Here is a 12,723-nt window from a genome sequence, read left to right as displayed (position 1 = left end):
TCAAACACAGCCGACGACTGGCTACCCGATACGACAAGACCGCCGACAGCTTCCTCGGCTTCGTCGTCGTCGCATCCATCCGACTGTGGATCAGACACTTTGTCCACACCACCTAGATCAGCCTTTGAAGTGATCCGCGTGGCGGGTGATCAGGGGGATGACGATGTCCTCCTCGTCCTCGAGGTGGCGGGACAGCGACGGACCGGCCTTGTCGAGGGCGTCGGCGAGGCGGGAGGCGGCGTCGCTTGCCGTGGGCGCATGGCCGCTGACGCCTTGATGAAAGGCGAGGCCGGTCTGGAACAGGGTCTCCAGATGGCCGTGGATGACGTCGTGGTCGCGGTCCAGCAGGTCGATGCCGGCGCCGATGCGGGGCTCCACCTGACGCATGGTCGGGAAATAGTGGTGGGTCTCGATGTTGTGGTGGCCGTCGAGGTGCTGGAGGAACGACTGCAGGGTCGGGATCAGCCGGCGGTGCAGGTCGGGCAGGGCGAGAGCGCCCGAGCGCCACTGGCCGGTCAGGGCGTCCATAGCCGCGGCCTCGCGGCGGAAGCCGGAGTGCATCTGCAGCCAGAACCGGGCCATGGCCGCGACCTCATGGCCGTGCCAGCGGTCGCGGGGGAGGTCGGCGAGGAGGTAGCGGTACGGCTCGGGCAGGCCCGCTCGAGTGTGGAGTTCGTCAGACACCACAGGCCGTGGTGCTGGCGATGAAGCCTCCGCCCAGCAGGCGGTCCGGGTCGGCGGCGTCGTAGAGGGCGCAGGCCTGGCCGGGGGCGACGCCTTCTTCGCCGGTCTCGAAGACGATCGAGATCGCCCCGTCCCGAAGCGTCAGGCGGGCGGGCGAGGGCGGGCGGGTCGAGCGGACACGGGCGAGGACCGGCGCATGGGCTTCGGCTGCCGCTTCGATCGAGGCGTGGTCGCCCAGCCAGTTGGTCTCGTCGAGCGTCAGGGAGGCGGTCAGCAGGGCCTCGCGCGGGCCGACGATGACGCGGCGGTTCTCGGGGTCCAGCTTCGTCACGAACAGGGGCTCGCCCACGGCGACGTTCAGGCCGCGGCGCTGGCCGATGGTGTAGTCGGTGATGCCCGCGTGATTTCCAAGAACGCGGCCGTCCATGTGCACGATCTCTCCGGCCTCGCGCCCTTGGGGGCGCAGGCGGTCGATCAGGGTGCGATAGTCGCCGGACGGGACGAAACAGATGTCCTGGCTGTCGGGCTTGGAGGCGATCTTAAGGCCCAGCGACTGGGCGACGCCGCGCACGGCGGGCTTTTCCAGACCGGCGAGCGGGAAGCGCAGATAGTCGAGCTGGTCGCGCGTGGTGGCGAACAGGAAATAGGACTGGTCGCGCGAGGGGTCGATGGCCTTGCGCATCTGGGTCTGGCCATCGGCGGCGACGGCTCGCCCGACATAGTGGCCGGTCGCCATGGCGGCGGCGCCGAGGTCGCGGGCGACGTCGAGCAGGTCGCGGAACTTGACCGTCTGATTGCAGCGGATGCAGGGGACCGGCGTGCGGCCCTGCAGATAGTCGTCGGCGAACTGGTCGATGACGGCGTCGCGGAAGCGGCTCTCGTAGTCGAGGACATAGTGGGGAATGCCCAGCATCTCGGCGGCCAGACGGGCGTCGTGGATGTCCTGACCCGCGCAGCAGGTGCCCTTCTTCTTCAGCGCCGCGCCGTGGTCGTAGAGTTGGAGGGTGACGCCGACGACGTCATAGCCGGCCTTGTGCAGCAATGCCGCGACGACGGTAGAGTCCACGCCTCCGGACATGGCCGCCACAATGCGTGAGCCGACCGGCAGGCCGACGGCCAGCCGTGCGCTCTCGACCGCCGCGTCCAGCTCGGCCGGAGACGAAAGGGGGGCGATGTCGGGGATCGCGCAGATTGGCTCAGCCAAAGTCATAGCGCGCATATAGACAGGATGGGGGACGATTTCGAGGCCGATCCCCCAAACGACAACGGCCGCCCCCGTCGCCGGGCGCGGCCGTTGTCGTCGTCTCGGGAGGAAACCTTCAGGAGCGGTAGTTCTGGATCCGCGTCGTGCGCAGGCCCTGCATACCCCATTTGTCGATCGCCTTTTGCCAGGCGAGGAACTCCTCGGCCGTCAGACGATAGCGGAGAAGCGCGTCGTCCAGGCTGAGCAGCCCGCCGCGCACGGCCGCCACGACTTCCGCCTTGCGACGGATGACCCAGCGGTCGGTATTCTCGGGCGGCAGGTCACGCATCGTCAGGGGGGTGCCCGTCGGACCGACGACATACTGCTCGCCTTGCTTGTTCACGCGTCGCTCTTGCAACATGGGCTTTTGCCTCATTCACCACCACCAATTGATCGTGAAGATAGCGAGGCGCCGCTAAGGCCGCGTTTAGCGTCGTGGTGAAGGAATGGATAAAATCCATCCTCTCCCGGAACGCCGTTTCGGCCGCTTGTTGAGTAAATCTTCATCTAGCTGAACGCCGCGTTACCTGAAGATCAGCGTTTGATGCTGATAAGTTCGGCCAACATTTCATCTGCGGTGGTGATGATCTTGGACGAGGCGGAGTAGGCGCGCTGGGTGGTGATCAGGCCGGTAAACTCCAGTGACAGATCGACCGTGGACGCTTCCAGCTGGGAGGCTCCGATCAGACCTGCGCCGCCGGTGCCGGGGGCCTTGAGGTTGTAGGTGCCGGAGCCCTGGCTGACCCGGTAGGCATTGGCGTTGGCGACGGCCAGGCTGTCGGCGCTGGTGAAGGTGGCCAGGGCGACCTGGGCGACACGGCGGGTGACGCCGTTGTCGAAGATGGCGGTGATATAGCCTTCGTCGTCGATCTCGATGTTCGACAGGTTGCCGAAGGCCGTGCCGTTGGTGGTCACGGCCTGGACGATCGAATCCGAGTCGTACTGGGTCAGGCCGCCCGCCGAGGCGGAGAGATCGAAGGTGATGGTCTGGTCGTCGATGCCGAGGGAGTCGCGCCACTGGGGCGCAACGGCGGTGCCTACCGTCGCAGGGTCGGAGGCGCCGAGGGTGATGGAGGCGACGGACGGATCGGCGAACAGCATGGTGCCTGGCGTCGCGATTTCCGCCGCCTTTATGCCGTCGACGTCGAGGCGGCCGTCCTGGGTGAACAAGACCAGCCCGGCCTTCAGGATGCCGTTGGATGGCGTGGAGCCGTTCTCGACGTCGCTGGCCGGGATGACATGGACTTCCGCGCGCCATTCGTTCGGGTTGGCGGTCTTGATGAAGGAGTAGGCGATCGAGCGCTGGCCGCCCTTGGAATCCGAAGCGGGGATCGTGATCTGGAAGTCGGGCTTGAAGCCCGTGCCGGCCTCTGCATCGTACATGGACATCGAGTTGGTCGCCAGGTTGTAGGTGGCGATGTCAGGTGACACGGCCTGGCTGGACTGCAGGTTGGCATTGAGCTGGGCGCGGGTCGTGGCCTCGGCCGTGCCGCCGACCGAGCCGACGTTGATCGACTTCAGCTTGTTCAGGTCCGACGGGTCGCGGGCGATGCCGCCCTCGGAGTCCACCGGCCAGCCCTGGAGGTAGAGGCCGGCGGTGTTCTTCAGATAACCGAACTCGTCGACCCGGAACGCGCCCGCGCGGGTGAACAGGCGGGCGTCGCCGGCGTCCAGGCCCTCGGCCTTCTCCGTCGCTACGAAGAAGCCCTGGCCGGCGATGCCGAGATCGGTCGAGGAGGTCGTGCGCTGAAGCTGACCGGCCTGGGAGATGTAGTTGCGGGTCGTGCCCAGGATGCCGCCTGCAGAGTAGCCTGCGCCCTGGTTCTGGGCGTTGACGACGGTCGAGAAGTCGACGCTGGTCCGCTTGTAGCCGACGGTGTTCACGTTCGCGATGTTCTGCGAGATGGCGGCGAGGGCGGCGGAGTTGGCGGTCAGACCGGACACGCCGGCCAGAAGGGCTGAGTTGATGCTCACGACGTGGGCTCCTTAGGAAAGCAACTTGAGGGGGTTCAGGGCATCGGCGATGCGGGCGGCGAGGCTTTTCTCGTCGTCGTCGGCGCTGGCGGCAGAGGCTTCGGCGGCGGCGACGTGGTCCTGCAGTCCGAAGACGCTCGAGACGGGCACGATCGAGTTGCCGATGGTCAGGTAGGGGACGCCGTCATACATCTCGACGCCGGTGACGCGGCCGCGGGTCAGGACCTGGGACTCAATGGTGTTCGTCCCGTTCTTGGCAGTGACCTTCAGCGAATAAACGCCGCCGTCGGGCAGTTGACCGCCGGCGGTGGTCTTGCCGTTCCAGACGAAATCGTGGGTCCCGGTGGTGCGATCCGGGGCGGGGCCGGTCCAGACGACCTTGCCGCTCGAGTCCAGCACCTGGAGCGTGGCTTCGGAGGCCGCGGCGCCGAGTTCGTAGGACCAGTTGGCCGAGCCTTCGTCCAGCTTGGTGACGCCCCAGGCCGCCGTGGCGTCCTTGCCGATGTAGTTGGAGGCTGTGCCCAGGCCGCCGCCCTGCTGGGCGTCCAGGAGGCTGGTCAGCAGGTCGTTGGTGAGCAGTTGCTGCTCGACACCGGTCATCTGGGTCAGCTGGGCGGTGAACTCGTTGGAATCGAGCGGCGAAAGCGGGTCCTGGTTCTTCAGCTGGGCGGTCAGCAGCTGCAGGAAGGTCTCGAAGTTCGAGACCAGGCTGGCGCGGCTGGTTCCGGTGCGGCTGACGGCCTCGTTGGCGGTGATTGCGTCGACCATGGGGTCAGACCTTCATATCGACGCGGTCGGGCGTCAGGGTGAGAGGGATCCAGCGGCCCGGCGTCAGCAGGCGGTCGGCGTCCGCCTCCAGCCGCGAGGCGGCGCCGAAGGCGCGGGCGTTGCGGGGATCGGGCCGGCGGTCGAAGGCCGAGCCGCCCTGCTGGCCGGCGGAGGCGTCGCGCTCGGCGAAGGACAGGGCGTCGTCAGCGACGGTGAAGCCCGCGTCCTGGAGCTGGCGACGCAGCTCATCGGCCCGGCCGCGCAGCTCGGTGGCGGCCAACGGATTGTCGAAGGCCATCCGGGCGATGAGTTTGCCGTCCGCATCGATGTCGAGGCTGACGTCGACCTGGCCGAGACCCTCCGGCGTCAGGGCCATTTCGAAACGGGTCGAGCGGCCTTCCAGCTTGCGCACGATCTGGGCGGCGATCTGGGCCGTGGTTTCGATGGTGGCGCGGGAAAGGGTGGAGAGGGCCAGGGACACGACGGTTTGGGCGGGGCGGGCTTCCGTCGGCTGGGCGGCCGCGGCGAGCGGGGCCGAGACTCCCTCATCGGCGCCGGTCAGGACGAGAGAGGCGGGGGGGGCGGCAACAGCAGGGTCGAGACGGGCCGAGGCGGTCGGGGTCGAAGCCTTGGGGCTCGCGGCGTCGGGGCCGTCCGCCTGGGGCGACACATCAGGATCGGCGAAAGCGCCGCTCCGACCCTCAGGGCGGGTCGCCTGGACCCGATCAATCACGTCGCGGGTGCGAGGCGCGTCGACCGGGGCGGCCGGAGCCTCGAGCGGCGCGGCCAGGGCGGCGGCGTCCTCGGCGGCGTCCGCGGGAGCGGCTTCGGCGGAGACCGCAACGTCGGCGGCGGGTTTCGCCGGGCGCGGCGCCGCCACAGTAGCTGCGACGGGAGCGGCGGCCGACTTCGCCACCGGGGCGGCTGAAGGGTTCTGGGCCGAACCCTTGGTCTGTTCTGCCTGGAGAGCCGCGAGATCGGGCATGTCGGCCGGCGCCGGCGCCGGCACTGAAGCAGGCGCGGGGCTGGGAGCCTCGGCTTTGACGGCGGGCGCCGTTTCGGTCCCTGAGCGGGTCTGATCTGTCGGCGCGGGCGCGGGCGCGGGCGCAGGCACCGGGGCAGGGGCGTTGTCGTCGGCCATCGGCGCCGTTGCGACCGCTGCGTCGGGCTGGCCCGTCGCCATGGGCGGAGGAAGGACGAGATCGTCGGATGGCGCGGGCGCCTCCGCCGCAGGGGCAACAGCGGTCGGGGCGGCTTCCATCGTGGCGGCCTCGACGATGACCGGGACTGCGGCGACGATCAGGGGGACGGAGGCGGCGACGATGAGATCGTTCTTGACGGGAGCGGCATCGGCCAAGGTTTCCGGAGCGACCTCGACAACCGCATCTTCGGCGGGGGCAGCTTCCGCATCGCGCTTCCACCCGGTGGCGGCGGGTGTTCTGGCGGGCGCCTCTGGCGGGGCGGACTCGTCCAGGATGGCCGCGAAGTCGGCTTCAGGCGTCGCTGCGCCGCGCTTTGGAGCGGCGTGGCCCACGGCGGGCGCGGCAGGAATGGCGAGGCTGGGCGCGGACATGCGGCGGCAGGCAATTCACGACTGGAGGACAAGGGCGCCTGCTGCGCCGGAACATTCGGATGGGCCGTCGCAAGGGTCGGGCCAAGCGTCGCGTTCGATATCATCCAACTGTTTTTAATCGATAATTGCTGCGGGCGGCCCGGCTGATGTGGTGGGCGTCAGCGACCTTTCTTGCCGCGCAGACGTCGCTTTTTGCCCGGCGCCCTTCCAAGACCTTTCCGGGTGAGCGCCACCCTGTTCCGTGTGTGGCCCGCCGTTTGCGATCTGAATCACCATGGTCCAGTCGCGTTCAGTGATGTTGAAGAAAAACAAGGTGTTGCTCTCGCCGTATACGCGCACGGCTGGGCAACACGCGCAGCCTGCCGGGCAGGGCTTGCCGGGCGAAGGGTTAATCGGATGAGCCTGAGCACCATCCTGAACATCGCCAACTCGGGGCTGCAGACGGCCCAGACGCAGTTGCGCGTGGTCTCGGACAACGTCTCCAACGTCAACACGCCCGGATATGTCCGCAAGATCGCTGACCAGGTGTCGCTGACGACCCAGGGCGTCGGTTCCGGCGTCGAGGTGGCGCGCGTGCGCATTGCCACCGACCGGTTCCTGCAGGCCGCGTCGCTCAGCGCAGGGGCCGAGGCCAGCCGCCAGGGCGTGCGTTACGAACTGTACGACCGTATCCAGTCGCTGTTCGGCGACCCGGGCGGGGATACGGGCTTCTTCTCCCAGATCGACGACATCTTCGCGGCCTTCGCCGTGGCCGGCGAGGATGCCGTGTCGGGCCCCCGCCGTCAGGACGCCCTGTTCAGGACCCAGGCGATCCTCGACGAGGCTGGCCGTATCTCCGGCCAGATACAGGCCGTGCGCGAGGACGCGGACGGCCGGATCCAGAGCGCCATCGAGAAGGCCAACAGCCTGCTCCAGCAGATCGAGACGCTGAACGTCGATATCGCCAAGGCCACGGTGCTGAACGGCGACGCCTCGGGGGCGCAGACTCAGCAGGCCCGGCTGGTCGATGAGCTGTCCAGTCTGATGGACGTGCAGGTGTCGCAGCGATCGGTCGGCGGGGTGTCGATCCGGACAGGCGCCGGCATCCTGCTGGCCGGAGCGGGCGCGGCGACGCTGCAGTACAATCGCGCGGGCACGGTCAACGCCGAGACCGGCTTCAACGAGATCTGGGTCACCGAGCCGGGCGGGACCAAGCGCGCCTTCGCCGACGGGCTGAAGAGCGGCGAGATCAAGGGATTGCTGGAACTACGCGACGTCGACGCGCCGCAGGCGGCGGAGCGGCTGGCCGAACTGGTCACCCACGTCGTCGATGAACTGAACCGGGCGCACAACGCCAACTCCGCGGTGCCGCCGCCCACGACCCTGACCGGGAAGAACGTGGGACAGGACCTGACCACCGCCCTGACCGGCTTCACCGGCGGGACGACGATCGCGGTGGTGAACCCCACGACCGGTGCGATCACTACCCGCGTCGATCTGGTCTTCTCGGGAACCGGAGTCAGCATCAACGGCGGGGCAGTCACGCCGATGGCGAACTTCCTGACCGACGTGAACACCGCCCTGGGCGGCGCGGCGACGGCCAGCTTCGTCGGGGGCAGCCTGAGCATCGCCGCGACGGGATCGAACGGCGTCGCCATCGCCGACAGCACGGCGACACCCGGCGCCAAGGCCGGGCGCGGCTTCTCCCACTATTTCGGGATGAACGACCTGATCTCCAGCGAGCGGCCCCCGCTGTATGACCTGGGCATGACCGCCACGTCGGCGCACGGGTTCACCGCCGGCGAGACGTTGAGCTTCCGCTTTACCGGCCAGAGCGGGGCCAGGATCCGCGACATCCAGGTGGCGATCCCGGCCGGCGGGACGGTGGGCGACATGCTGACCGCCCTGAACAGCACCGTGACCGGCGTCGGCCGCTACGGCAGCTTTGCGCTGGATGGGAACGGCGAGATGAAGTTCACGCCGCTGGGCGATCCGGCGCCGCGCATGAGCGTGCTGGAAGACACCACGGTCCAGATCCCCTCGGGCGTTTCGGCCACCGAGCTGTTCGGCCTGGGCGGCGGGGTGCGGGCGTCGCGCTCGGACGGATTCAAGGTGCGCACCGACATCCAGCAGAGCCCGTCGAAACTGGCGCTGGCCCAACTGAACCTGGCCGCGTCGGTCGGGACGGCGGCGCTGAGCTCCGGTGATGGACGCGGCGCGCTGACGCTGGCCGATGCGGGCCAGAGGACGGCGAGGTTCTCGGCGGCCGGGGACAGTCCCGGCGGCAACCTGTCCGTGTCGCGCTATGCGTCAGAATTGTCCGGCGAGATCGGCGGGCGGGCCCAGGCGGCCAAGACACGACAGGCGAGCGCCCAGGCCTTGGCCACCGAGGCCGATGCGCGCCAGGCCAACTATGAAGGCGTGAACCTGGATGAAGAGCTGGTGCTGATGACCACCTATCAGCAGGCCTTCAACGCCTCCGCCCGGTTGATTCAGGCGGCCAGTGAAATGTACGATACTCTGCTGGGGATGATCTGATGAGCCGCGTTTCGACAACCGGAAACTATCAGTCGGCGCTGCTGAACCTGATGCAGGCGCAGCAGGCCCAGACCGACGCTGGAGAGCGGGTCTCGACCCGCAAGAATGCGACTGACATGACCGGCTACGGCCGCAGTTCGGAGACGCTGACGGCGCTGAAGGGCGCGGAGTCCCGCGTGCAGGGTTTCCTCAACACGGGTGAGGCTGTGACGGCGCGGCTGGACGCCCAGGACCTGGCGCTCAACCAGATCGCCGATGCTCTGGGCTCCGCGCGCGAGGCGATCGCCAGCGTCCTGGCTTCGGACTCGTCGGCGACATTGATGCTGGACCTGGAGGGCCAGTTCCAGTCGGTGTCCAACGGCCTGAACTATCGCCATCAGGGCGGCTATCTGTTCGCCGGGGCCAATACCACCAACCAGCCCGTGACGGTGGCGACTCTGAGCGAACTGGCAGCCGCGCCGAGCGTGGCCGCGACCCTCGCCAACGACCAGATCAAGGCGGTGTCGCGGATCGCCGAGAACACCTCGGTCGAGACAGGCTACCTCGCCGATGGCTTCAAATTCATCGAGGCCGACGGCGTCACCCAGAGCCACATCTTCGAGATCTTCCGTGACATCAAGGCCTACAATGACAACCCGGCCACCGGGCCGCTGACCGGCAAGCCGACCGATGCGCAGAAGACCTTCCTGACCGCACAAATGAAACGGCTGGACGCGGCCTCGACCGCGACTATCGACACCGGGGCGCGCAACGGTTCGCTGCAGAAGCGCATGGAACAGATCACCACCAGCCACGAGGCGCAGCAGTTGTCGCTGGAGAAGCTGGTGTCGAGCCGTACCGACGTCGATCCGCTGAAGGCCGTGACGGAATTGCAGCTGTCGCAGATCGCCGTGCAGGCGTCGGCTCAGGTCGTGGCACAACTCAGCGAAGTCTCGCTGTTGAATTACCTGAGATAAGCCTCCTTCCGGACAGAAGAACGGTCACGCTGGACGTCGTTCCTGAAAAGGAACATACCATGAACGATGGCGCAGCTGGATCTCAGGAAGAAGTTGTCGGTGCTGGCCGACGCGGCCAAATACGACGCCTCATGTTCGTCGTCGGGCACGTCGAAGCGCGACAGCCGGGGCGGCAAGGGCATCGGCTCGACCGAGGGCATGGGGATCTGCCACGCCTATACGCCGGACGGGCGTTGCGTTTCCCTGCTCAAGATCCTGCTGACCAACTTCTGCATCTACGACTGCGTCTACTGCATCAACCGCGTCTCCTCGAACGTCCAGCGGGCGCGGTTCAGCGTCGATGAGGTGGTCGAGCTGACGCTCAACTTCTACCGCCGGAATTACATCGAGGGCCTGTTCCTGTCGTCCGGCATTATCCAGTCCGGCGACTACACGATGGAACGGCTGGTGTTGGTCGCCAAGAAGCTCCGCGAGGAGCACGACTTCCGCGGCTATATCCATCTGAAGCTGATCCCCGAGGCGGATCCCAAGTTGGTCGAGGAGGCCGGTCTCTATGCAGACCGGTTGTCGGCCAACATCGAACTGCCGCGCGACGAGGCCATGGGCCGGTTCGCGCCCCAGAAGGACGTCAGCGTCATCAAACAGGCCATGGCCAACGTCCGGCTCAAGGTCGAGGCCGCCCGACCGCAGAAGAAGGACCGCACGAGGCCGCCGAAATTCGCGCCGGCGGGGCAGTCGACCCAGCTGATCGTAGGGGCGGACGGGGCGCCGGACACGGAAATTCTCGACCGGTCGGCGTCGCTCTACGGCGGCTACGGTCTGAAACGAGTCTATTACTCGGCCTTCTCCCCGATCCCGGATTCGAGCTCGGCCCTGCCGCTGTCGAAGCCGCCGCTGATGCGGGAGCACCGGCTGTATCAGGCGGATTGGCTGATGCGGTTCTACGGCTTCTCGGCGCCCGAGATCGGCGAGGCGGCCACGGACGGGATGCTGGATCTGGCGATCGATCCGAAGCTGGCCTGGGCGCTGAACCAGAGGGCGCAGTTTCCGGTCGATGTGAACACCGCGCCCCGCGAGATGCTGCTGCGGGTGCCGGGGCTGGGGGTGAAGTCGGTCGACCGGATGATCTCGGTGCGCCGCTATCGCACGCTGAGGCTGGAGGACATCGCGCGGCTGTGCCGGGGTATCGACAAGGTGCGGCCGTTTATCACGGCGCTGGACTGGACCCCGGGCGGGCTTACGGATGCGGTCGATCTGCGGCAACGGCTGGTCGGGGGGCCGAAGGCCGAGCAGTTGAGCCTGTTCTGATGCCGATCGCTGAACTCGCGCACGAGACGGATTTCGACGGGTGGCGGAAGGCTGCACGGGCGTTCCGGCTGGCCGGGGCGGAGCCGGCGGCTGTGCGGTTCGTAGTGGCGGGGGCGGAAGGGACAGGCTCGCTGTTTGATACTGTCATCGCCGCGCATCCCGGCGAAGGCCGGGATCCCGTTGCCCACACGGGAATTTCGCCTGACGCAAGGACCCTGAGCCGAGCGGGAACGAGCGACGTCTATGATCTGGACCCCGACCTTCGCCGAGGTGCACTGGAAGGGAAGGGCGATGCACGGATTGAAGGGCCGTTCACCGTGCCCAAAGCCTTCGTGGACGTGGCGCAGGAGGTGATCCTGCACCGGTCCACCGACCGGTTCGATCTGCTGTACCGGTTGCTGTGGCGGCTCAGGGACGAGCCGGATCTGATGAAGGTCGTGTCGGATCGCGATGTCGCAGACGCGATGGAGCGGGCGAAGAACGTTTCCAGGGCATCGCACAAGATGAAGGCCTTTGTCCGGTTTCGATCGGTCGAGGACGACGCAGGAGAAGTGTTCGTCGCCTGGTTCGAGCCGGCGCATCGGGTGCTGGAAAAGACTTCGGGCTTCTTCGTGCGGCGGTTCACGACGATGCGATGGTCGATCCTGACGCCGGACGGATCCTGTTTCTGGGTCCCCGCGTCCGCGGAGATCAGCGGGGGTGAATTGTCCTTCGGGCCGCCTGCGAATGCGGCCGACGCGCCGCAGGACGACGAGATCGAGGAGTTCTGGAAGACCTACTACGCCTCGACCTTCAATCCGGCCCGGCTGAAGGTCCGGACGATGCAGGGCGAGATGCCCAAACGGTACTGGAAGAACCTGCCGGAGGCATCGCTGATCGCGGAACTGGTCGCCGCGTCACACGCTCGAACCGAAGTCATGGTCGCCAGTCCGCACACCGAGCCCAACGCACGCCTCGCCAAAGCCATCGCCCGATCCGTGCGCGATGGATCGTATGAGGAGGGTTTCGTCGCGTCCGATCTGGAAGAGCTGCGGCACGGCGTGCAGGCCTGCCGCCGATGCCCCCTCTATAGTGATGCGACGCAAGGCGTGTGCGGCGAGGGACCGAAGAAGGCGCGGTTGATGATCGTGGGCGAGCAACCGGGCGATCAGGAGGACCTGGTCGGGCGGCCTTTCGCAGGGCCGGCGGGTGACGTGCTGAATGCGGCGCTGGAGGAGGCGGGGATCGACCGGGCGGAGGTCTATGTCACCAACGCGGTGAAACACTTCAAGCACGAGCCGCGCGGAAAGCGGCGGCTGCACAGGACGCCGACAACCAGCGAGGTCTCCGCCTGTCGTTGGTGGCTGAATCAGGAGCGGCGGCTGGTGCGGCCGAAGGTGACCCTGGCGCTGGGCGGTACGGCGGCGCTTGGCGTGCTGGGTCGGCCCGTCGCGGTGACCCGGGAGCGGGGCCAGCGGCTATCCCTGTCCGATGGATCGACGGCGATGATCACGGTCCATCCCTCCTACCTGCTGCGCCTTCCCGAAGCGGAGTCCAAGGGGCGCGAGCGGGCTCTGTTCGTGCGTGATCTCAAGGCGGTGCGCGATCTTCTGTAGCCTTCGCGTAACGGCTGTTGCCCAAGGAAGACGGCCCGTCTTTCATACGGTTTCGACACGGCTTTCGGGCATGGGCGATTCGCTCGGTCTCGTCTAAGGGTGGGC

The 12,723-nt window shown here is 67.4% G+C and carries 10 protein-coding genes and 1 pseudogene; 5 read left to right on the top strand and 6 right to left on the bottom strand.

The window, feature by feature from the left end:
* A pseudogene (locus tag ACP7AU_RS13955) lies at positions 1 to 116 on the top strand (IS5/IS1182 family transposase); the annotation flags it as partial.
* Position 117: 1 nt separating this feature from the next.
* Here the strand turns inward: ACP7AU_RS13955 and ACP7AU_RS13950 are convergent.
* The 6 genes from ACP7AU_RS13950 to ACP7AU_RS13925 form a co-directional block, all read right to left on the bottom strand.
* Positions 118 to 684, bottom strand: coding sequence for a hemerythrin domain-containing protein (locus ACP7AU_RS13950; RefSeq protein ID WP_426039082.1), 567 nt, complete (start codon positions 682 to 684; stop codon positions 118 to 120).
* Entirely contained in the window at positions 677 to 1,894 is a 1,218-nt protein-coding gene (gene mnmA, locus ACP7AU_RS13945; RefSeq protein ID WP_426051793.1) for a tRNA 2-thiouridine(34) synthase MnmA, read from the bottom strand. Before mnmA ends, ACP7AU_RS13950 begins: the two co-directional genes overlap by 8 nt.
* A 109-nt stretch (positions 1,895 to 2,003) precedes the next feature.
* Positions 2,004 to 2,288, bottom strand: a complete 285-nt coding sequence (locus tag ACP7AU_RS13940; protein WP_271085516.1) for a DUF1153 domain-containing protein — start codon at positions 2,286 to 2,288, stop codon at positions 2,004 to 2,006.
* 173 nt (positions 2,289 to 2,461) lie between these two features.
* Positions 2,462 to 3,901, bottom strand: coding sequence for a flagellar hook-basal body complex protein (locus ACP7AU_RS13935; protein ID WP_426051792.1), 1,440 nt, complete (start codon positions 3,899 to 3,901; stop codon positions 2,462 to 2,464).
* A gap of 12 nt (positions 3,902 to 3,913) precedes the next feature.
* Entirely contained in the window at positions 3,914 to 4,669 is a 756-nt protein-coding gene (locus ACP7AU_RS13930) for a flagellar hook assembly protein FlgD (protein ID WP_426039085.1), read from the bottom strand.
* A 4-nt stretch (positions 4,670 to 4,673) separates the two neighbouring features.
* The gene (locus ACP7AU_RS13925) at positions 4,674 to 6,242 is read right to left on the bottom strand and encodes a flagellar hook-length control protein FliK (protein ID WP_426051791.1); all 1,569 of its coding nucleotides are present in this window, start codon (positions 6,240 to 6,242) and stop codon (positions 4,674 to 4,676) included.
* Positions 6,243 to 6,638: 396 nt separating this feature from the next.
* On the opposite strand from ACP7AU_RS13925, the gene flgK reads away from it, so the two are divergent.
* The 4 genes from flgK to ACP7AU_RS13905 all read left to right on the top strand — a co-directional run bounded on the left by flgK (position 6,639) and on the right by ACP7AU_RS13905 (position 12,618).
* Positions 6,639 to 8,759, top strand: a complete 2,121-nt coding sequence (flgK, locus tag ACP7AU_RS13920) for a flagellar hook-associated protein FlgK (protein WP_426051790.1) — start codon at positions 6,639 to 6,641, stop codon at positions 8,757 to 8,759.
* Positions 8,759 to 9,715, top strand: coding sequence for a flagellin (locus tag ACP7AU_RS13915; protein WP_426051789.1), 957 nt, complete (start codon positions 8,759 to 8,761; stop codon positions 9,713 to 9,715). Before flgK ends, ACP7AU_RS13915 begins: the two co-directional genes overlap by 1 nt.
* Before the next feature lie 66 nt (positions 9,716 to 9,781).
* Positions 9,782 to 11,023 carry a putative DNA modification/repair radical SAM protein gene (locus ACP7AU_RS13910; protein ID WP_426051788.1) on the top strand — a complete coding sequence of 414 codons (1,242 nt, stop codon included), beginning with the start codon at positions 9,782 to 9,784 and terminating at the stop codon, positions 11,021 to 11,023.
* Complete coding sequence (locus ACP7AU_RS13905; RefSeq protein ID WP_426051787.1) at positions 11,023 to 12,618, top strand: UdgX family uracil-DNA binding protein; 1,596 nt, start codon at positions 11,023 to 11,025, stop codon at positions 12,616 to 12,618. Before ACP7AU_RS13910 ends, ACP7AU_RS13905 begins: the two co-directional genes overlap by 1 nt.
* Positions 12,619 to 12,723: the final 105 nt, after the last annotated feature.

This window comes from Brevundimonas sp. SL161, from assembly GCF_049896985.1.
Classification (GTDB): domain Bacteria; phylum Pseudomonadota; class Alphaproteobacteria; order Caulobacterales; family Caulobacteraceae; genus Brevundimonas.
This window is presented reverse-complemented; position numbering and strand designations above follow the sequence as displayed.